This is a genomic window from Pseudoalteromonas sp. S408 (assembly GCF_005886645.1).
Taxonomy (GTDB): Bacteria; Pseudomonadota; Gammaproteobacteria; order Enterobacterales; family Alteromonadaceae; genus Pseudoalteromonas.
On the sequence record NZ_PNDY01000001.1, the window covers coordinates 1 to 22,241 of the forward strand.

The 22,241-nt window shown below is 40.1% G+C and carries 15 protein-coding genes and 9 tRNA genes; 11 read left to right on the forward strand and 13 right to left on the reverse strand.

Annotation, left to right across the window (positions count from 1 at the left end):
- Positions 1-197: 197 nt before the first annotated feature.
- A tRNA-Glu gene (locus CWB62_RS00005) sits at positions 198-273 on the reverse strand.
- 34 nt (positions 274-307) lie between these two features.
- Positions 308-383: transfer RNA gene (locus tag CWB62_RS00010), tRNA-Ala, on the reverse strand.
- A gap of 735 nt (positions 384-1,118) precedes the next feature.
- Here CWB62_RS00010 and CWB62_RS00015 point away from each other — a divergent pair.
- From CWB62_RS00015 to CWB62_RS00050, 8 genes are all read left to right on the forward strand, one after another.
- Positions 1,119-1,194, forward strand: a tRNA-Val gene (locus tag CWB62_RS00015).
- Positions 1,195-1,342: 148 nt separating this feature from the next.
- Positions 1,343-1,418: transfer RNA gene (locus CWB62_RS00020), tRNA-Val, on the forward strand.
- 154 nt (positions 1,419-1,572) lie between these two features.
- A tRNA-Val gene (locus CWB62_RS00025) sits at positions 1,573-1,648 on the forward strand.
- A 36-nt stretch (positions 1,649-1,684) separates the two neighbouring features.
- Positions 1,685-1,760, forward strand: a tRNA-Val gene (locus CWB62_RS00030).
- A 47-nt stretch (positions 1,761-1,807) separates the two neighbouring features.
- Positions 1,808-1,883 (forward strand) — tRNA-Val (locus CWB62_RS00035).
- A 33-nt stretch (positions 1,884-1,916) separates the two neighbouring features.
- A tRNA-Val gene (locus CWB62_RS00040) sits at positions 1,917-1,992 on the forward strand.
- Between the two features lie 29 nt (positions 1,993-2,021).
- A tRNA-Val gene (locus tag CWB62_RS00045) sits at positions 2,022-2,097 on the forward strand.
- A 327-nt stretch (positions 2,098-2,424) separates the two neighbouring features.
- Positions 2,425-4,062 (forward strand): response regulator, encoded by a 1,638-nt coding sequence (locus tag CWB62_RS00050; protein WP_138530475.1) that lies wholly within the window; start codon positions 2,425-2,427, stop codon positions 4,060-4,062.
- Here the strand turns inward: CWB62_RS00050 and msrB are convergent.
- From msrB to CWB62_RS00085, 7 genes are all read right to left on the reverse strand, one after another.
- Entirely contained in the window at positions 4,059-4,499 is a 441-nt protein-coding gene (msrB, locus tag CWB62_RS00055; protein ID WP_058403342.1) for a peptide-methionine (R)-S-oxide reductase MsrB, read from the reverse strand. The two genes, CWB62_RS00050 and msrB, sit on opposite strands and share 4 nt — an antisense overlap.
- A gap of 126 nt (positions 4,500-4,625) precedes the next feature.
- On the reverse strand, positions 4,626-5,072 hold the full coding sequence (locus CWB62_RS00060) for a hypothetical protein (protein ID WP_058403343.1): 447 nt from the start codon (positions 5,070-5,072) through the stop codon (positions 4,626-4,628).
- Positions 5,072-5,593 (reverse strand): DUF2919 domain-containing protein, encoded by a 522-nt coding sequence (locus CWB62_RS00065; RefSeq protein WP_138530473.1) that lies wholly within the window; start codon positions 5,591-5,593, stop codon positions 5,072-5,074. The genes CWB62_RS00060 and CWB62_RS00065 overlap by 1 nt, the downstream gene beginning before the upstream one ends.
- A 10-nt stretch (positions 5,594-5,603) precedes the next feature.
- Entirely contained in the window at positions 5,604-7,622 is a 2,019-nt protein-coding gene (ligA, locus tag CWB62_RS00070) for an NAD-dependent DNA ligase LigA (RefSeq protein ID WP_058403345.1), read from the reverse strand.
- A gap of 77 nt (positions 7,623-7,699) precedes the next feature.
- Positions 7,700-8,467, reverse strand: coding sequence for a cell division protein ZipA (zipA, locus tag CWB62_RS00075; protein WP_058403346.1), 768 nt, complete (start codon positions 8,465-8,467; stop codon positions 7,700-7,702).
- Between the two features lie 74 nt (positions 8,468-8,541).
- Complete coding sequence (locus tag CWB62_RS00080) at positions 8,542-11,946, reverse strand: AAA family ATPase (protein ID WP_138530471.1); 3,405 nt, start codon at positions 11,944-11,946, stop codon at positions 8,542-8,544.
- Positions 11,947-12,013: 67 nt separating this feature from the next.
- Positions 12,014-12,745, reverse strand: a complete 732-nt coding sequence (locus CWB62_RS00085) for an RNA methyltransferase (RefSeq protein ID WP_138530467.1) — start codon at positions 12,743-12,745, stop codon at positions 12,014-12,016.
- A 215-nt stretch (positions 12,746-12,960) separates the two neighbouring features.
- Here CWB62_RS00085 and CWB62_RS00090 point away from each other — a divergent pair, with 215 nt between their 5' ends.
- The 3 genes from CWB62_RS00090 to CWB62_RS00100 are packed head-to-tail and all read left to right on the forward strand — an operon-like array spanning position 12,961 to position 15,487.
- The gene (locus CWB62_RS00090) at positions 12,961-14,070 is read left to right on the forward strand and encodes a YjgN family protein (RefSeq protein WP_138530465.1); all 1,110 of its coding nucleotides are present in this window, start codon (positions 12,961-12,963) and stop codon (positions 14,068-14,070) included.
- Positions 14,071-14,079: 9 nt separating this feature from the next.
- A complete protein-coding gene (locus CWB62_RS00095; protein ID WP_138530462.1) occupies positions 14,080-15,102 on the forward strand; it encodes a M48 family metallopeptidase in 1,023 nt (340 codons plus the stop codon).
- Positions 15,089-15,487 carry a DoxX-like family protein gene (locus tag CWB62_RS00100; protein WP_138530460.1) on the forward strand — a complete coding sequence of 133 codons (399 nt, stop codon included), beginning with the start codon at positions 15,089-15,091 and terminating at the stop codon, positions 15,485-15,487. The genes CWB62_RS00095 and CWB62_RS00100 overlap by 14 nt, the downstream gene beginning before the upstream one ends.
- A gap of 43 nt (positions 15,488-15,530) precedes the next feature.
- Here the strand turns inward: CWB62_RS00100 and speB are convergent, their stop codons facing one another.
- The 4 genes from speB to CWB62_RS00120 all read right to left on the reverse strand — a co-directional run bounded on the left by speB (position 15,531) and on the right by CWB62_RS00120 (position 22,168).
- Positions 15,531-16,460, reverse strand: a complete 930-nt coding sequence (speB, locus tag CWB62_RS00105; protein ID WP_138530458.1) for an agmatinase — start codon at positions 16,458-16,460, stop codon at positions 15,531-15,533.
- A 3-nt stretch (positions 16,461-16,463) separates the two neighbouring features.
- Entirely contained in the window at positions 16,464-18,377 is a 1,914-nt protein-coding gene (speA, locus tag CWB62_RS00110; RefSeq protein ID WP_138530456.1) for a biosynthetic arginine decarboxylase, read from the reverse strand.
- Between the two features lie 481 nt (positions 18,378-18,858).
- A complete protein-coding gene (locus tag CWB62_RS00115) occupies positions 18,859-19,755 on the reverse strand; it encodes an MYG1 family protein (protein ID WP_058403354.1) in 897 nt (298 codons plus the stop codon).
- Positions 19,756-19,927: 172 nt separating this feature from the next.
- The gene (locus CWB62_RS00120; protein WP_058403355.1) at positions 19,928-22,168 is read right to left on the reverse strand and encodes a sensor domain-containing phosphodiesterase; all 2,241 of its coding nucleotides are present in this window, start codon (positions 22,166-22,168) and stop codon (positions 19,928-19,930) included.
- Positions 22,169-22,241: the final 73 nt, after the last annotated feature.

Genomic DNA, 22,241 nt, shown 5'->3' on the forward strand with positions numbered 1-22,241 from the left:
TGTCGCTCTTCGTATGTCGTGAAAGGGCGGTGTCCTAGGCCTCTAGACGATGGGGACACTAAAAAGTGTCACTAGGACATTTGATAAGTTTAACTCATATCGTGAGTTTCTAAGGTAATGCGTATTTTACAAGTAAAGACTCGAGCTTTAAGTGTTACGCTACTCACTTGGTATAACCACCTCTAGTATAAACTAGATGGCGTCCCCAAGGGGATTCGAACCCCTGTTACCGCCGTGAAAGGGCGGTGTCCTAGGCCTCTAGACGATGGGGACACTAAAAAGTGTCACTAGGACAAACACTAATAATTGGTGGAGCTATGCGGGATCGAACCGCAGACCTCTTCACTGCCAGCGAAGCGCTCTCCCAGCTGAGCTATAGCCCCAACTTAATCAACACTCGCCGTAATAAGTACGTCGTGTATTGCTTAGTGCGGGGCGCATTCTATGCACCACCCAAAATAAAGTCAACAGTTTTTTATCCAGCTTTATTTAAATGGTTTAATTTTCAACAAACTGGCTATCAAGCATGCTAAAAAACACAATTTGATTAAAATCATTACCCTAATGCGACTCCCCTACACTTTTATTTTATGTGGCGTTACCAGTCAGTGAATTGTAATTCACTACTCTCCCCTCAAAAGGTATACATTTATATGCAATTCAAACTTTGCAAATATAATTTAAAGAAAACTCACCTAACATCGCACTTTCGTTCCGACAGACCAATTAACTAAACGTAGTAAAACAATAAATGATTTCTATGATTGCGCTTTAAAATATTTTTCTTTGAACCGTATTTTATTTGTTAACTTCTCAAGCCGGTAACAAAAAGTATATCCCCTCATTAGGGAGCGATTAAATGGCCAACAAAAAACAATCGCTTGTACATTCCCCCTAAGAAGAACTGGATAGATGCAAATGATATTTATAAATACCACAAATGCGCCACATTTTTATACTACCCAACATATTCTGCCTATTAAATAGACGCAAGCTATATCCTGTTGTTTATAAAACCTTCATTCAGTACATTTTTATCATTCAAGTGTTGACACATTTCCAACTCTATCTATAATAGCGCCCCACAACAACGCAGCAATGTGATGTTGTTTAGATGCGGGTGATTAGCTCAGTTGGGAGAGCATCGCCCTTACAAGGCGAGGGTCACTGGTTCAAGTCCAGTATCACCCACCACTTTTTATAAGTGTTCGCATCTAAATTCTACATGAGCTATCAGCTCAGTTAGAAAAGAGAATATCACTGCTACTGACATGTAACAGCGATGTTTACTGGTTAAAGTCCAGTACTATTTATTATAATAGTAGCGCTATAAATTATATGTGGGTGATTAGCTCAGTTGGGAGAGCATCGCCCTTACAAGGCGAGGGTCACTGGTTCAAGTCCAGTATCACCCACCACATATAAAGCCTGTTATATAAACAGTCATTTAAATTGTAATATGAGTCGTTAGCTCAGTTACAAGAAAAGAGAGCATCACCGCTTTTTATAAAAGACGGCGAAGTTCACTGGTTAAAGTCCAGTACTATCTATACAGATAATAGTATGTAATATGGGTCGTTAGCTCAGTTGGGAGAGCATCGCCCTTACAAGGCGAGGGTCACTGGTTCAAGTCCAGTACGACCCACCATTCTTAGAATGGTGCATATTACAAAAATTTATATGTGGGTGATTAGCTCAGTTGGGAGAGCATCGCCCTTACAAGGCGAGGGTCACTGGTTCAAGTCCAGTATCACCCACCACATATAAACCTATTATTATATTAATAGTCACGTTTTAAATTTAATATGGGTCGTTAGCTCAGTTGGGAGAGCATCGCCCTTACAAGGCGAGGGTCACTGGTTCAAGTCCAGTACGACCCACCACTCTTAGAGTGGTGCATATTAAATATATAATTTGGGTGATTAGCTCAGTTGGGAGAGCATCGCCCTTACAAGGCGAGGGTCACTGGTTCAAGTCCAGTATCACCCACCAAATTATATTAAGTCATACCTATTATATGTGGGTGATTAGCTCAGTTGGGAGAGCATCGCCCTTACAAGGCGAGGGTCACTGGTTCAAGTCCAGTATCACCCACCACATATAACTACCTCTTTAATATCTACTCTAAATTATTTCTCTACTTTTTATAAACGCTTATCTGCATAATTAACTCAGCCATCAGAAAAAAGAGCATCACTGCCCTTTAGGCATAATAATTTAATCACCACAGCCTAATATTTAATCCCTATTAAAATTGCAAATATAACCCGTCATTACAGCACTGAATAAAAATGACACTTTATGACCATATAAACGTATTAGTTAAACCTAATTACCTAATAAATACAGCTAACATTTAAATTCCCTTGTAAGCAGCTAAACTGTTGATTATAGTCTGTGTTAAAAGTGATAACGCTTAAGCCAATGCCAACTAAGATATTTTCAAAAGCCAAAATACTAATAGTCGAAGAGCAGCCACTTGCTCAAAGCTATATGAAACAATCGTTAGAAAGACTTGGCTTTCGGCAGTTGAGCTTTGCTGATCATGCCAATTCAGCAAAAGAGCAATGTTTAAATGAATCGTTCGATTTAATTGTGTGTTCCTTCAACTTAAATAAACACCAAGACGGTTACCAGTTATACGAAGAGCTAAGAGTTAAACAACTCATAAAAAACTCTACTGGCTTTATCTTTATTTCAGCTGAAACAAGTGGTTCATTAGTACACAGTGTACTTGAGCTTCAACCCGATGACTTTTTGGTTAAGCCTTTTACAGCGCAAGAACTAAAGACCCGAATTGAACGTATATTAAAGCGTAAACACGATCTTCAAACCGTATACACGCTCATCGATGATGGTAACGACTCAAAAGCCATAAAATATATTAATGCGGCACTTGAAAGAAAAGACAATAATTACAGCCCTATTCTACTTCGTCTGAAAGGTGATGCTCTTCTTCGGTTAAAACGCGCCCAAGAGGCCAAAGACTTTTTTAAATCTGTGCTCGATATTCAAAAATTCGCCTGGGCTAAAGTGGGGCTAGTAGAAGCGCTTATAGCCAATAACGAGCATATTTTGGCGCAACGCATGTTAAAAACCATGCTAGGACGTCAAGAAACCCGTCTTGTTGCATTAGACTTACTTGGCCGGTTAGAAATTAAACTGAATCAATTTGAATTGGCCCAAGACTTTTTGAGCCAAGCAGCCACAATTGCGCCACGAAATATATCGCGTCAAAAATCGCTAAGCACGGTCTCGTTAATTAATCACGACTACGAAAAAAATTACCTAACACAAAAAGATATAGCAAACTTTGCTAAGCACTCTATTTACGATCATCCCGATATTTACTTAAATGCGGCTCGAGCAGGAATTGACTTTGCATTAACGACAGATCAAACCGATCAGGTGCAGCGCATTTCTAGGCAAACAAATAAATATATAAACGATTTAAAAACCCAATTTCCTAACAGCACTAATCAATCGCAAATTGATGTGCTTAATGCGCGGCTTCATTATTTAAAAGATGAACATCAAAAAGCTAAGAAGCTCATTGAGCAATTAGAAGATGACGACTCAATAATCCGTTCAGTCGATGGCGCACTTGATAAAGCAAAAGCCTTTCATGAGCTAGGGTTTCATCAAAAAGCACAAATGTTATTCACGCAAATAATTAATCATTGTGAAAGACACCCGACTACGAGCGAACCCACCTATTTACGTTATATACAGCAACAGCAAAGTGAACGACGTGATATTAAAATGGGGCCAAAAGAACTTAATAACCATGCTGTGACCCAGTTTAACAAAGGCCAATTGAATACAGCACTAGAAGCATTCACACATGCGTTCAGAGTGATGCCACGGAATCAAAGCATTGCACTTAATTTATTACAATGCTTATTTGATTCAACCAAACAAAGTGGCAGTTCATTGAATATCGGGCTTGCTAAAAAGTGCTACACCTTATTAGACAAATCCGATTTGCCTGCCGATCAAGCGCAGCGTTTAGATAAAATTATGAATCAAGCAAAAGAGATGAAGCTAAACCTCAAAGACTAAAGCTTTTTCATTGCAGCGCCATTAACGCAGTATCTAAGGCCCGTTGGTAATGGGCCATCTGGAAATATATGCCCTAAATGCGCATCACACACATTGCATACAACCTCAACACGCTCCATGCCATGGCTAACATCACGTACATAGCCAATTGCTTCTATACTTGCCGGCTGAGTAAATGAAGGCCAGCCAGTTCCGCTTTCAAACTTTTCGTCAGCATCAAACAATAAATTATCACAACACACACACACATATTTACCGGGCTCTAACAATGTACAACTACCAGACATATCAGGGCGCTCTGTTCCTTTCATACGCGTTACATAGTATTCGTTTTCTGATAATTGTTTACGCCATTGTTCATCTGTTTTAGTGACTTTTTTACTGGGTGTCGGATTGCCATTTTTGGCAAAATTAATCACATCGTTCCATTTCAACATAGTAACCTCATGAAAACCTGTATTACGAATAGGGTAAATAATCTGAGCTCTGGATAATTAACGTTTATAAATCAAAGATCAAGTTATATAACTACACCTTTATTACGTGGTGAAATGATGCCTCGATCAAGCTTGCTCAAAGGTAATCGTTTGCTTTTCCGCAGTAGTAAAAATCCGCTGCATGAACGCCTCTAACTCCGCTTTTTTAACTGGTAAGCTAACGCTTAGTTGCCGATCATTATTGCTACAAATAATAAGCTCATCATCTTTGCTTACTACGCGCTCAATACTTTGTATAACCAGCCAATTAGGACCATGTTTTTTATCAAAAAAGCCCATTAAGCTAAACACTAATAAGTGCTGCGCATCGCGTTGAACAAAATGCTCTAAGCGGTTTCGCGCTTTAAATAATGGAGTAAGCCTATACATGCTAGAACAAAACACAAACACCCATACACCTATCAGCACTTTAAACCACATAACGTCTGATAACTCATAGGCAAGCATTAAACCAACAAGCACAAAACCAATAATTGCAATTATTAATGCTATTTTTTTGTTTACTGCGTCCACTATGAATCCTTTTTAAGCTGTTTTTTTTCATCTGATGCTTTTTCTGTTGGCTCAGGCCAATCTTTAAAAAACACAGTTAAATACCGACTTTTAACTAAATACCAAAGCACCCAAAACACAATAACCATTTGCACTGCTAAAAAAAGCGAAAACCGATAATGGCTATTTGCCGCTTGTACTATTAACCATGTTAAATCTATCAGCGCACAAACAATTAATGGCCAGCGCATATGCCGCCAAATACTTGCCAACCGGTCAGTGGCTTTATGTGAATCACGTGGACGGCGCAAACAAAAAAACAATGTAGGAATTATCGCAATACTGCCAATAGCAATGGCAATAAAAAAGTCGCTTTTAGATCTAAAAAATAACGACATTAAGTCAAGCTCTGGTCGGCGGCTTAGTGCAGCAATAACCCAAATAAAATAAGCACGCAGCAACACCACTACACTTAAGTGAAACGCAACAGGCGTACGATAACTCCCGTATTTATCCCAGTATTGGGGTCCGTATCGGCTCATTACTACTTCCCTAGCCGTTATGCTTTTTAAGCAGCTCGATTAAATCATCCTCTGTCAGGACATCTATTCCTAAATCTTGAGCTTTTGTGAGTTTAGAGCCCGCTTTTTCACCCGCTACTAAGGCATCGGTTTTAGCAGATACACTGCCTGACACCTTCGCACCTAGCTGTTGTAAGCGCGCTTTTGCATCATTGCGATTAAGTGTGTTAAGCGTACCTGTAAGTACATAAGTAAGCCCTGCTAGCGGTTGGTCATCCTTCGATGGTGCACTCAGCGCAGGCCAATGTATGCCTTGCTCAATAAGCGCATTGACGACCGCTAAATTGTGCTCTTCGTCAAAAAAACCTCGCACATGCGATGCCACAATATCACCTACATCGCTTACTTGTGTCAGGCTATCGACACTGGCACTAATAATATTCTCAAGCGTTAAAAAGTGATTTGCTAAATTTTGTGCCGTTGCCTCACCTGCCTCTCGTATACCCAATGAATATAAAAATTTAGCAAGCGTGGTGGCTTTTGCTTCGTTTAAAGCAGTGACTAAATTTTTAGCCGATTTTGGCCCCATGCGTTCGAGTGATTCAAAATGGCCTTGTTTTAGTATAAATAAATCAGCGGGTGTTTTTATAAGCTCACGGTCCACTAATTGATCAACAATTTTATCGCCAAGGCCATCAATATCTAATGCTTTGCGAGATGCAAAATGCTTTATAGCTTGCTTACGCTGTGCCGGGCACACTAAACCGCCAGTACAACGAGCTACAGCTTCACCTTCGACTTTTTCTACATGGGAATCACAAATTGGGCAAGCTGATGGAAACACAATATCTCTTGCATCTGCGGGTCTGCGATCGAGCACTACCTGCGTTATTTGCGGAATTACATCGCCAGCACGGCGAATAATCACCGTATCACCAACTTTAACACCTAAGCGAGCAATTTCATCACCGTTGTGAAGCGTTGCATTAGACACCGTTACACCGCCTACAAATACAGGCTCTAAACGAGCAACAGGCGTAATTGCACCCGTGCGCCCAACTTGAAACTCTACATCAAGTAGTTGAGTAACTTCTTCTTGCGCCGGAAACTTATAAGCAATAGCCCAACGAGGCGCACGCGCCACAAAGCCCAAACGCTCTTGTAAGGCTTTATTATTAACTTTTATTACCACGCCATCAATTTCATATTTAAGCTCACTACGACGCGTTAAAATATCACCATAGTAATCTAAAGCAGCTTGTGGCCCTTCCACCAGCTTTGTTTCTGGGCAAAGGGGTAAACCCCAATCAGTTAGCTTTTCTAATTGCTGAAAATGATCATCAGGAATTGAGCCATCGGCAACCAAACCAGTGCTGTATGCATAAAACATCAGTGGGCGTTTGGCGGTGATTTTAGAGTCTAGTTGACGCAAGCTACCTGCGGCTGCATTACGTGGGTTTACAAATACTTTTTCGCCACGCTTTTGCGCTTCACTATTGAGCTTTTCAAACCCTGCGCTATCCATGAATACCTCGCCACGCACTTCAAGCTCTTTCGGGAAGTCTCCACGTAATTTAAGAGGCACGTTACGAATTGTTTTTACATTTTGAGTGATATTCTCACCAGTAAAGCCATCACCCCGCGTTGCAGCTTGTACCAACACCCCATCACGATAAATGATCGACACAGCCAAGCCATCTAACTTGGGCTCACAGCAAAAAGTAAGCTCATCGGTGCTCATTAAGCGCTCTTTGATTCGGCGATTAAAGCCTGTAAATTCGTCTTCGCTAAACGCATTATCGAGCGATAGCATGGGCACTTGGTGGGCGACTTGCTCAAACTTGCTAAGCGCTGCGCCACCTACTTTTTGAGTCGGTGAATCGGCAGATAAAAATTCAGGGTTTTGTGTTTCAAGCGCACTGAGTTCGCGTAATAGCCTATCGTATTCAGCATCTGGAATGCTTGGGGTATCAAGCACATAATAATTATAATTGTGCTGCTCTAATAGGGTACGAAGATGATTAATTTGCTCACTAATGCTGCTAGACATTTAAACCTCAAAAAACATAAAAAAGCCACTTTGACGATATCGCCCAGTGGCTTATAAAAATTATATATTACAAATTGTTACGCTGAAAAAGCACGAACCTGCTCAACATACTGTCTTACACGCTCAACACTCATTTCTTCGCGCTCTGCGTCTAATATATGCGCGCCGAATTCGTCGGCTATTTTTTTAGCCGCACTGTGCAACATATTAAACGCTGCTAACCCGTCGCCGTCACACGGTAAGGTCATGAATAAGCTGACCCCAGCGGTGCTAAACTGTTCCATATTATCTATATCGAACGTCCCTGGGTTGTACATATTAACCAATCTAAACAGCACAGGCCCTTGGCCAGCAGGGTCTAAATGACGGTTAAAAAAGCCTTCCTCTGAGTATTTAAAACCGAGCGTATTTACAGCGGGTAATAACTTGCTGCCTTGCATAGTTAACCCTTCAGGCATTTGTATATGTACAATAACAAAATCCGGTACTGGCTCTTGTGGTTGTTGATCAGTTTGCTCAACCGACTCTAAATCATCAACAACACTTAGATCGTCCTCAATAGGCACCTCTGGCACGCTAGACTCTATTTGAGGCTCATTAGCATCAAAGTTAAGTTCCCCTAACTGTGGCTCGTCACGCTCACTAATAACCGGTTCTTTTTGCTCAGTTTTTTGACTATACGAATGAGATGAAGCTGCGGGGCTTTCTTGGAGTGGTTCAACCCGTTCTTTAACAGACGTATCTGGGCTGTCTTTTTTTCTTACAGACCATAAACCATGGACTAATAAGCCACCAATGACAATCACACTGATAATGATTAAAACCCATCTTAATTGTTCGGCCATCCCCTCACCTTTTATTATTTGTTATGCCTAAACTCTGTATAGTAATAAAAAACTAATACACGTGTTATAAAAATTTATGCGTGTGCAAGTTGCACCGCTTGTTCAATATCTACAGCAACCATTCGTGATACCCCCGGCTCTGCCATGGTAACACCGGTTAAACGACCCGCCATCTCCATTGCAATTTTGTTATGGCTTATATAAATAAATTGCACTGATTGTGACATTTCTTCTACCAAACGGCAAAAGCGTACAACGTTTGCGTCATCTAATGGCGCGTCAACTTCATCCAGCATACAAAATGGCGCTGGATTTAGCCTGAATATAGAAAACACTAATGATAATGCCGTCAGCGCTTTTTCTCCACCACTTAACAAGTGAATGGTTGAATTTTTCTTACCTGGCGGCCGTGCCATTATACTAACACCACTTTCAAGTAAATCGTCACTGGTTAATTCCAAATACGCACTACCGCCGCCAAAAACTTTAGGAAACAGCAGCGCAAAATCTTCGTTTACTTGATCAAACGTGGCTTTAAAGCGTGTTTTTGTCTCGGTGTCAATTTTTCGAATAGCACCTTCAAGGGTATTTAACGCTTTAGTTAAATCCTCTAACTGGTTATCTAAATAATCACTTCGCTGTTTTGCAACGTCAAACTCTTCTATAGCTGCTAAGTTAACCGCACCAAGCCTGTCTAGCTGATTTGTAATACCTGTTAATTGGTTTTGCGCTGCATTGAAAGTTAAGTCGTCAGGTAATGTTTCAAGTACTGCTTTTAGGCTTTGTTTAAGCTCATCTAATGGCTCAAGTGAAGCTTGCGCCTTTATTAATAAGCTCTGCTCTTCAAGTGTTAATCTTTGATGTTGTTCTTGAAGTCCTTGCAGCTCACCCTGAGAATTTTTAAGACTAGCTTGCTTTGTATTCAAGGCGTCTTTGGCTTGTGATAAATCGTTTTGTAATTGCGCTAGTAATTGCTCGCCATGTTGATGCGTTTCTAATAACGTTAAAATTGATTCACTGAGTGTTTCTTCTGGAATAAGTAGCGTCTCAATTTCCAAAACTAATTCTTCAGCTCCTTGTTTTGCCTCATTATAGGCTTGCTCTGCATGGCTTAGTTTTGTTTGGCTTAATTGCCACTCACTGTGTGCTTTTTGCTGTCTTAAACTTGCCTGATGAGCCTGCGTTTTGTATTGCTCTAGCGCACTGAGTGCTTGGCTATAGTTTTTATCGCTTTGCATGCGCTCATCATTAGCAGCCTCAGTTTCATCTATTAAATTAAATTGCTGCTCAGCAAATAGTTCATATTGCTCTGTTTGTTCTTCAAGCTGCTTATTAAGGTGCAAAAGTGACGCACTTATCGTTTGCTCTTGAGTTTTTATTTTTAATAGCTGGTGTTGATATTGAGTGACCTGCTCTGTGAGCATATCGCTTCGGGTACTTGAAATAGCAATCTGTTGGGCAAGCTGATGAATAACCTCTTTAAGCGCTTTTTGCTCGGTATTAAGCTCTGCTTGTAGTGCAATGTATTGTTCAAGTTCGCTTGTTACCTTTTCAAGTTCACTTTTAGTCTGTGTGATCTCATGGGTGTACTCGTGAAGTTGCTTATGTTTAATTAGCAATGAGTTGTTTGTGTTGCTATCCGCGTTTACGTGCCAATTACGGCCATGCAACGCGCCATTTTTATCCATCACCGCAATGTAATAGTCATCGTTTAACACCGTTAAATCGGCGTGTTCACTGTAAACAATTCGTGTGAGTAAATCTGGGTATACGCCAGCGGTAATATAATCAGCCAGGCTTGGCTTAAGTAAAGACTGACCGCTTGGCCATACGCTATTAGGTGATGGCTGCTCTGTTACACTTAAATGTGTAAGCGACTTAAGTGCTTGCTCTATTAATGGCTCAAAACCATCTTGCACTATTAGTTGACTTAAGAGTCCTGCTAAATCAGTGACCTCTTCATCTAACCCCAATGCACTTTTAAGCCCCGCAATACGGGCGTTTAGTTCATTTTCTTTCTGTGCCAGTGCTTTATGATTGTCTTGAGTTTTATTAACCTGCTTATTTTGTTGGGTCAGTGTAACTTCACATTGGGAAAGCGCACTTTGATTTTTTGCAAGCTCCTCAGTAAGTGTTTGGCGCTGGCGTTGTTGCTCGACCAGCTGCTGTTCTATATTATTATTTTTTAGTTCATCAAGCTGCGAATTTAACTGGCTGAGTTGCTCATTGACATGGTTTATTTGCTGTTGCGTGTGCTTTATTTCACTACTTTGCGACTGCACCTGAGTATTAAATTGCTGCTGTTGTTCGTTGAGTGTTTGCCAATGCGAATAACTCTGCTGCTTAGCGGTCTGTAGTCCCTCAAGTTCAAATGACAGTTCATCCACTTGCTCTTCGCACATTACACTGCTTTCTATTGCCGCTTGCAGTGCTTCATCAAGTTCTTCGCATATATGCTGCTGTTGCGCTTTTTGATCAAGGCTGTCTGTTTGACGTTGCTGTAATTTTATTAAGCTTTGTTTAAGTGATTGTATTTGTTGTTTAATACTGATTTTTTGCTGTTCGGCTCGAGTTAACTCGGTATGAGTAATATGTTGCTGGTGCTGCGCATCACTTAATTTATCTTGCTGAGCTTGTACTTCGCCTTCAAGTGTTGCAAGCACATCATCGTGCCCTGAGTGGGCCGTTTTAAAAAAGCTAATTTGCTCATCAAGCTTTTTTATTTGCTCGCTTTTGTCTATTTGTTGCTGATGAAGTTTTTGCCATTTTAAAACAGCTATTTGACTTTTTAATGTGCGCTCTGTTGCTTTAAGTTCACGGTATTTTTTAGCGTCAAGTGATTGAACTGCCAATTTATCGAGTTGACTTTGCAGCTCTTTACGAACATCTAATAAACGTTCTAAATTTTCGCGGGTACTTTTGATCCGCGTTTGCGTTTCGCGGCGGCGCTCTTTGTATTTAGATACGCCTGCGGCTTCTTCTAAAAATACGCGCAGCTCTTGAGGTTTACTTTCAATTAAGCGCGATATCATCCCTTGCTCAATAATCGCATAACTGCGAGGACCAAGCCCAGTGCCCAAAAATATATCAGTTATGTCACGCTTGCGGCATTTACTGCCATTTAAAAAGTACAACGATTGACCATCACGTGTTACTAAACGCTTAATCGCTATTTGGTTTCTATCGGCAAAGGTGTTTTTTAATTCTTGCTCGCCTAATGAATTATCAAAAATTAGCTCTACTGAAGCTTGCGAAATGGCTTTACGGTTAGTTGACCCATTAAAAATAACATCAGTCATGGCATCGCCACGCAAGTTTTTAGCTGAGCTTTCGCCTAGCACCCATCGCACTGCATCAATAACGTTAGATTTGCCACAGCCGTTTGGCCCAACAACGCACGTCATTTGATCTGGAAACGGTATTTTAGTGGGCTCTACAAACGATTTAAAGCCCGCTAATTTAATAGTGCTTAAGCGCATCTTATTGTTTTACCAATTTATTATTGTTGTTATTCATGGGCAATTTAACTTAAAAAACATGCGTTTGTTAAGCTTGGCGCTTAAAATTATCTAAAATAATCCCTGTTGCCATGGCAACATTGAGCGACTCGGCCTCGCCAAATGCAGGAATTGTTATTTTATCGGTCACTAAACCTGCACAGGCTTCGCGTATCCCATGCGATTCACTGCCCATTAGCAAAACACCCTCACCACTGAATTGTGTTTTATGCACACTTTCACCATCTAAAAATGCGCCATATATTGGCAAATTTAAAGTCTGTAAATATTCAGGTAATTCAACTTGGCTTACAGATACTCTTACAAACGACCCCATAGTGGCACTAATTGTTTTTGGGTTATAGGCATCTGCGCTGTCTGTGCTAGTAACAATATGTTTAATCCCATACCAATCAGCAACTCTGATAATAGTGCCTAAATTGCCTGGATCAGACACGCCATCAAGAGCCAATATTAATCCATTCATATTGGGTAAGTCGGCTTTGGGCATATCAACAATTGCAATAGCCGCATTATTACTTACAAGGGTGCTCGCTTTAGTCAACGCCTCTTCGTCTGCTTCAATGATGTGAGTGTTTGGAAAACGGCTTTGATGAGCATTTATAAACGCCTGCGTAGCAAATATAACAACTGTGTTTAAAGAACTATTTAACAACTCAAGTACGTTTTTTTCGCCTTGTACAAGGTATTGATTATATTGCTTTCGGTACTTTTTTTGGCCAAGTTGGCGAATAAGTTTGAGTTGGTTTTTTGAAATCATAGCAGCCCCATAAAATTATCCGCTCAGTATAACAGAGTTCATTATAAAAAATGTATCACCTAGATTGAACACACCTTATAGTGATAAAAAACAGCTCAATTGGTCAAACAAACGTCATACTTTGTATGTATTAAAAGCGCTATTGCTGTGATAAATATTGAGTTTTGCACTTAAAATCGGTAAATTAACAAAAAAACAACATGGAATAGCTTTTAATGGAATCAATACACCCAACCCCTTCACAATCAAACGAACTTAACGGTCAACCACTTACCCCACTATCTAGCTCCAAAGTGCAATTTAGTGGTAAGGGCGGTGAATTTTTTGGTATTTGGATAGTAAACATATTACTTAGCGTACTAACATTGGGCATTTATTCTGCCTGGGCAAAAGTGCGTACAATGCGCTATTTTTATGGACATACTCGTATTGACGGCCACAGTTTTGACTACTTAGCCACTCCAATGCAAATTTTAAAAGGTCGTATTTTAGCGGTTATTGTGTTTTTAGTTTACACCTTTGCTGTCAGCTTTTTTCCACTCGTGGGCTTTTTATTTGCGATTGCTTTTATTTTTTTAATGCCGTGGATCATTAACCAAGGCCTGCGCTTTAATATGCGTATGACCCGTCATCGTAATGTGCGTTTTGCATTTAAAGGCAATTACGGCGAAGCCTTTGTTAACTTTATACTGTTACCTATAGCCAGTGTTTTTACACTTTATTTATTAATGCCGTATGTTTTAAAGCGCATAGATACTTACATTCACAGTAATATTAGTTACGGCAATAAACCATTAGCCGTAAAGCTCAAAGGTGAAACTTACTACTTAACAGCGCTTATTTGTTTTGTAGTGAGCTCTATCACTATGGTGATATTTATGGCTATTTTAGGACTCTTTGGACTTGATTTACTCAATGTTGAAAATCAACAAGCGGCTCAAGACCCAGCCAAAATGGGAATTATGTTTGGTGGATTAATGATTGCCTATGTTGTGATGATTGCCATAGTAACCGCAGTGTGGAAAGCGGCCATTCGAAATCATATTTTTAATAACAGCCAATTTGAAGATGTTGCATCGTTTAAATCTGAACTTAAACCTATTCCTTATGCCATTTTACTTTTGACGAACATGCTAGCTATTGTGTTTTCATTGGGGCTTGCTTACCCCTGGACACAAATTCGTACATCAAAAATGCTTGCCGAGGCCACAACTGTTGATATATACCCTGGCGCATTAAACTTAATCGATACAACGCAAGAGCAGCAGTCATCCTTTGCCGAAGAAGCGGCTAATGTATTTGATATTGATTTATCGCTAACCTAAGAGCTTACTATGCACGTACAGGGACATTACTTCCCCAAAGCATCAAGTAATTATCAACAGGGTGTCGCTAATATTCGCGACACCTTGGTTGAAATTAGCCACGATGATCAGCTTATTTCAAGCTATGCAATAAGCGATATAACACTCACCTCTGGCCTAGCCGGGCTTGCTGATGAACTGCGTTTTAATGATGGCAGTCGCTTCATTCCAAGTGATGTAAATTATCGCTGGCCTTTTAAAACCGATAAGCACGACCTACTAGAGCGCCTTGAAAAAAGTAAATGGGCTATTATAGCGGCAATTGTAGTTACACCACTTTTTATGTGGTTAATGCTATACAAAGTTGTGCCCGCAATTGCTGTGTACAGTGTTGATACCCTACCGCATAGCGTTGTTGAACAAATGGGTGAGCAGAGTTTTACTGTAATTAAAAAATTAGCCCTCGACCCAACCGAGTTATCTGCCGAGCAACAAGCCACAGTGCAGCAGAATTTTAATACCATGCTTGATGCGCTTGCACTTGAAAAGTCGGTGTATAGACTTTCGTTTTATAAATCCCAAAGCTTTGGGGCTAATGCGTTTGCACTCCCTCATGGCCGTATTGTGGTCACTGATGAATTAGCTAATTTACTAGCCGATAAACCCAATGCGCTAAAGGCTGTGTTACTTCACGAAATAGGTCATGTCGTCCACCAGCATAGTGTCCGCATAACAGCACAATCGGCTGCCAGCACAATTGTACTTGCCGTTATATTTGGTGATTTAGAAGGGATTGCAGAAGTCGCTTTAGGTACGGGGGCATCGTTTGCTCAACAAGGGTTTTCACGAGATATGGAACGAGAAGCCGACAGCTATGCATTGACTCAATTGGAAGACTTAGGCTATTCAAGCAACGATTTTGCAGATGCAATTGAAGCATTACAGGGTGCGCATACCACTGAGAACGAACACCTTAAAAAGGTGAATAACTTACTCGAATATTTATCGAGCCATCCCAGCTCACAGGAGCGAATAAACAATGCGAGGAAATAACCGCGGTTATATACAAATGGCACGCTATATCGTGGGGCTGAGTTGGATGTATCATGGCTTTTTCCCAAAGATTTATCATATCGCCCCTCTTGAAAAATTAATGACTGGCAGTGCAGGTTATTCTGAACAGGTGTCTGATTTAATTACACGTAGCGCGGGTATTGCCGAGGTTATTTTTGGGCTGTTATTAATAATATTTTATAAAAATAAACAGCTGGTTTGGTTAAATATTTTGGCACTATGCGGCCTGCTAGGAGCCGTTGCTGTCATGCAGCCTAGTTTACTCATAGAAGCATTTAATCCAGTTACTACCAACGTGCCACTTATTGCCTTAAGCTTTATGTGGCTAAAAGAAATTAAACAGTTAAGTAATCGGTACCTCTAAATAATAAAAGAGGATTTTATCCTCTTTTATTATTGGGGCATGTTTAGAGTGAGTACTTGTTTTTGTGGGTCCACAAATGCAGTAATTCGCTCGCAATGGTTGCTGCCGCAATTGCGGTAAGCTCACTTTGATCGTACGAAGGTGATACCTCTACCACATCCATACCCACCATATTTATCCCTTTTAGCGCGCGCAGTACTTTAAGTACTTTATCAGATGTTAAACCACCGCATACAGGTGTTCCGGTGCCTGGTGCAAATGCCGGGTCGAGGCAGTCTATATCAAACGTTAGGTAAACGGGTAAGTCACCTACTCGCTCACGTATTTGCGCTGCAATGTCATTGGCATGCAAATCGTTAGCTTGCATTGCATCAATCACTGCAAACTCATGCTTTGATTGGTCAAAGTCAGTGCGAATACCAATTTGTATACTGTGCTCTACATCAATTAGCCCTTCCATAGGTGCATGATAAAACATAGTGCCGTGATCAAAACGCGAGCCGTTGCTGTATGTATCGGTGTGCGCATCAAAATGAACCAAAGCCATTTTGCCGTGAATCTTTGCATGTGCCCGCAGAAGCGGAAGCGTTACAAAGTGATCGCCCCCAAGACCTAACAGCGTTGCACCTTGGTGAAGTATTTGCTCTGCGGCCATTTCTAGCTGTGCAGTAAAATACTCTGGATCGCCTACTGGATAAGTAAAGTCCCCTGCATCTGCAACCGTTAAACGCTCAAACAAAGGAAATGTCCACGGGTATTTAGTGTCTTCCCAGGCTAAATGTACTGACGCTCTACGAATAGCATCGGGTCCTAAGCGAGCACCGGGACGGCCCGATGTTGCTAAGTCAAACGGTAAGCCTAATACAACGACATCTGCATCAATGGCATTAATATTTTGCACCATAGGACGACGTAAAAACGTCATCCCGTTTGAATACAACGAGTGGTCAACATGACCAAACAAGCTAGACATTGCTTATAACTCTTCTAAATAAGTGTAGCCATTAAGGCCGCTTTGCAACTCGTCTAAAACGCTTTGCTGTTCATTTTTATCTATTTTTGCAGACACTAACTGCGCGTACGACTGTTGAAAGCTCTCAACATCTAAATGTACATAACGCATCATGTCAGCTACCGTATCACCCTGATTTATTTCGCTGATACTGGCAACGCCTTGCTCATCCATATTGATAATGGCGCTATGTGTATCGCCAAATAAATTATGCATATCACCTAAAATTTCTTGGTATGCACCCACTAAGAAAAAGCCCATTAGATAAGGTTTATCAGCACTGTACTCAGGCACCGGTAATGTGCTTTCAATGCCTTGGCCATCAACATAGTGCTCAAGTGCGCCGTCTGAGTCACAGGTTATATCAAGTAATACAGCACGTTTTTTTGGTGCTTCGGTTAAGCCACTTAATGGCAATACCGGAAACACTTGATCAATCCCCCACGCATCAGGCAATGATTGAAAAAGCGAAAAGTTTACAAAAAACTTATCAGCTAAACGCGCATTTAACTCGTCAATAATCGGGCGATGAAAACGGTTTTTGTTATCCATGTGTTTGTTAAGCTCATAACAAATACGTAAGTTAACTTGCTCTGCCCACGCACGCTGCGTTAAATCTAAAAGCCCAAGTGCAAACTGGTTATGCGCCTCTGCTAAGTCGCCTTGGCTATCGTGATAAATTTCAATCAGTGCACGGTCGTCAGTTAAATCGGTTAGCTGAACAAATGACGCCCACATATTATTTAATAAAAGTGGTGCATCTGCTGCAGGCGCTTTTAGCTCCTCTGGTACGTAGCTTTCTGTGCCTATCACGTTTGATATAAGTACCGCATGGTGCGCCGTTAGTGCACGCCCCGACTCAGAAATAATAGTCGGCATGGGCTGCGCGTACTGCTTACACGTATCGCCTATGGTGTACACAATATTATTTGCATACTCTGCTAAGCTATAGTTCATTGAGTTATGAGATTGGCTGCGTGTACCATCGTAATCAATCGCTAAACCGCCCCCTACATCTAAGCACTCAATACTTGCGCCTAATTTGCGTAACTCACAATAAAAGCGCGCGGCCTCGCTTACACCTAAACGCACATCGCGGATGTTTGCCATTTGCGAGCCTAAGTGAAAATGCACAAGTTGCATTAAATCAAGCTGGTCGGCCTCTTTTAAACGGTTCACCACATGCAGTACTTGCGACGCAGATAAACCAAATTTAGATTTTTCGCCGCCACTTGCTTGCCACTTACCTTTACCTTGCGATGCTAAACGTACACGAATACCAATACGTGGTTTAACATTTAGCGCTTTTGCTTGGCTAAGCACCATGTCGAGCTCAGAGAGCTTTTCAAGCACTATGTATACTTTGTGGCCTAGCTTTTCGCCAATAAGTGCTAAGCGCACATATTCCTTGTCTTTGTAGCCATTGCATACAATCACTGCACTGGTTTTTTCTGCCATTGCCAAAACAGTTAAAAGCTCTGGTTTGCTGCCTGCTTCTAGGCCTAATTGTTTTTTTTCTAACTCGGCTTGGCTTGCTACTATTTCTTCAACTACTTCGCGTTGTTGGTTTACTTTAATTGGGTAAACTAATAAGTAGTCTTTTGGGTAGCCATAGTTTTCAATCGCAGTATTAAATGCAGCACATAAACTGTGCACACGATGATGTAAAATTTGTGGAAAGCGCACTAAAGCCGGTAAGCTCAAGCCTTTTTCTTCTAGTTGTTTTGCAATATCTGTCAGTGCAATAGTTTGCTCTGGGGCGTGAGCCTTTGGCGCAACATACACATCACCTTGATCATTAATACCAAAAAAACCTTGGCTCCAATGACGAACATTGTAACTCGTGCGAGCTTGTTCTAGTGATGTTGTCTCTTTCATTTATCTTTCTCTTTTATTTAATGAATGCCGGTTCGGCTGATTGGGCGCATTAAAAGAAAAATAGACTTTTAAGTCCAACAAGTATTTTTACTCGTAACGAGTGATTTTTAATATTATCAGTAAATAGTACAGAGCATGACCCACAAGCCCTTATTTAATGAGGCCTAGTTGCAAATAATAATCAGGTTAGTCACACGTTTTTTATAAGGAGAAATATAGGTCTGGTTTTAATAAAAATGTATTCAACATATACACATGGCTAAGGGGCTGCTAATAAAAACTTTTTTGTATTCATTATTTAATTTTGCTACGTCGAGTTTTTAACCGTTAGCGTGAAAATTTAAATCTTCAAATTGATTAAGTATTATTGGGGATGGGTTTTAACAGCTAAATAGCAGCAAATTAATTACTTAGCCTGAAATCTGCTTTAGCCGTTTGCTATTCAGAAATCAGGCTAATTAGCTATTGAAGCTAAAATCAATTATTCAGCTAAAGCCACTTCGGCTAACTTCATTGTACTTTCGAACGACTTAGTGCCGGCTATAAATAACCCATTATGGCAAAATACAGCGTCGTCTAAGCCTGTTTCAGCTTGAAACTCTTCATCAGATAAACCAGCCCATGCTTTAGGTAAAGACTTTCTATCTTCAAACGATCCTGGCTCTACAGGTACTGTTTGTAGTATCCATTGACCTGAGTGTGAAGGATAAACCATGTACAATGCTTCACTTGACAAGATATGCACTGTTTTTTTCCATGGCGTGTATTTTTCAAGCACAATAACGCGTGGGTCTTCTGCACTTTCTATAGCTTCAGTCACAATTGCTTTTGCATTAACACTGCCACTGGCTGACGCTATAAATCGAGTCAACATACGAGAGGCAAATTCAACAGCCTCATCAAAGCACTTATCAAACTCAGGGCTCTCTTCCCACGTTGGGTTATACATTGAAATTGTTTGACTTAAACTTATGCCTTGCTGCACCCCTTCAACATGGCCACAATCAATTGCATCAATGGTTGAGACCAACCCGGCATCTACTCTGTCTGCAATTGCTTGGTTATTGCCACACAGTGATAAACCATACTTTTGCCACACCAAACCAAATGACGAATACGGTATTCCATTTTCACGCTCCCCGGCGCCACCGCGCTGGTGGTGATCAAAACGCCCGGTATCAGGATCGTATTGCCCACCTACATCAATCACGATATCAGCATTATCCATAAGCGCTTTGTCGCGGGTACGTACTAAATTAAACGAAGGAAGTACATGTTTGAGCACCGCGATGCTAAATACATCATCGGCATGAAAATTACCATTGTGGGTAACTACTGTTAAATCGGTCGTTGAACTGGTGTCTTTATTAGAAAGGATAAGGAAATCTCGCTCTATATTGCGTTAATTATGAAAACTAAAGGACGTTATGTGGTGAATTTTATATGAATGCGATTAACAAGAACAGGGTTCTTGTTAATCGTTTTGATATTGCGACTGAGCCTAGCCTAATTGCTAAGGTATGTTAATTTTGTATTTACAGTATCTACCTCTAAAAAGACTGATGCCAGTGTAAATAATCTTCAAAATGCATTGGTTTAGCAATTAAATAGCCTTGAATCATGTCAACGTTCATTGTTTTAAGTATGGTAAATTGCTCTTCGGTTTCAACACCTTCAGCAACAACTGTTAAGCTAAGGCTTTTACCAAGGTTAATAATGGTTTGCACAATGCTAAATCCAGTGCCTTTGTCTAATATTTTATCTATAAAGCTTTTATCTACTTTTAATTCATTCACCGAAAACGAGCTCAAATGCGTTAAACACGAGTAGCCTGTGCCAAAATCATCTATCGAAAAAATAAAACCTTGCTGTTTTAATTCATCAATTTGCGATATCACGCTGGCAATATCGCCGCTAAGCATAGACTCTGTGATCTCTAACTTAATATTCGATGGGTTAACGCCATAATCGTTAACAACATTTAATAATTCAGTTTTTAACGTCGTTGAATTGAACTGGACCTGACTTATATTTATAGACACTTTAAATGAATCATCAATCAGCTTCTTGCTGTTAAGCTCATTTATTAAAATACAAATATCACGCAGCACGGTGTTTTGAAGTTTTTGAATAACCCCATTTTGCTCAGCGATTGGAATAAAGTCATTAGGCGCAATCAATCCCTTACTTGGGTGCTGCCATCTAATTAGAGCCTCTGCCCCCGTAATTTTTCCATTAGCGTTTATTTGCGGCTGAAAATAAGCACTAAATTCATCGTGTGCTATCGCTCTGACAATATCGGTTTCAAGTTCTGCCTGATTTTCTAGTAGAGCTTGTAACTCTGGATCATAAAAGCTGCAACTGTTGCCATTTTTCATTTTAGAACGGTACATGGCCGTATCAGCAAATTTAAGAATGTTATCGGTTAAATGATTACTTTTATCTATTAAACAAATACCGATACTACAACTAACCTGAAAAGCTAAACGACCCACTTCAAATTTATCATAAAAGACACTTTGTATTATTTTAGCCTTTTTTTCTGATTCTAAAATCGCGCTTTCGGTGTTATCACCAACATATTCAAGCAATATAATAAATTCATCGCCGCCAACACGCGCTAATGTATCTTTTTCACCAATAACACCGTTAAATCGTTTTGAAAGCTCTACAAGTACTTCATCACCTGCACTGTGACCAACTGAGTCGTTAATTCGCTTAAAATTATCTAAGTCTAAAAATAATAATGCACCGGTCACATTGCTTTGGTGTATATTCTCAACATAGGCTGCTAATTTGTCATTTAGCATTCGCCTATTTGGTAAACCTGTTAATGGGTCATAGAAGGCGAGTCTTTCTACTTCTTTCTCTGCTTTTTTTCTTGTGGTTATATCGCGGGCAACCCAAACAATATAACGCTGAGATGGGTTATCTGATTGGTAATCTTTAATTGGCGATGTACGACCTTCAAAAACCATTATTTTGCCGCCAATATCTAGCTCATATTCAAATACTTGCACATCATTTGTCAGCAATGTTTTATCTATTACCGCCATGATTGATGCGGCATCTTCTACAGGCAACACATCGCTAATTTTTTTATTTATCAAGTCAGATTGTGATTTGTATAAAAGTGCATCAGTGGTGCCGTAAATATCCATATACTCACCTTCTTCACTAATAATGAGGGTCAAATCAGGCATCACTTTCGTAAATGCCTCAAATTTTTCATTACTTTTTTCCAAATCATTGATCAGTTGATTAGCTTTTATGTACTCATGGTTTTTTTCAAGCGCAATACTGGTAAAGTGAACAAAGTAGTCGATTAATTCAAGTTCGAAAGATGAAGGCTTTTTAGGTTTATCGTGGTAAATAGCAAAAGTACCTAAAATATTTGATTTAGTTGAAATAATAGGAGTAGACCAACACGACTGTAGTCCAAACTGTAAAGCGATTTCTTTAAAGTCTGCCCATAAAGGCGACTTAGCTATATCTTCAACAATCACGCGTTCACCTAAATACGCAGCAGTACCACACGAGCCAACATTTGGACCTATATGAACCCCATTAATTGCTTGGCAATATTCATCATCAATATTGGGCGCAGCACAATGAAGTAGTTTTCCTTTATTTAGTGATAGGATTGAGCATTTAGCTGAATTTTCATCAATAAGTTCTTCTATAGACAAACATATCTCATCTAAAACGTCTTCAAAGGGAAGCCCTAGCGCTATTTTAGATAAGATATCTTGCTGATGGGATAACAACGTGTTTAACCTAACTGCTTCCATTTGACACCACACACTTTCATTATTGTTTTTAGCTTAAATATGTTTTTAAAAACAGTACAGTATTAAGTACCGA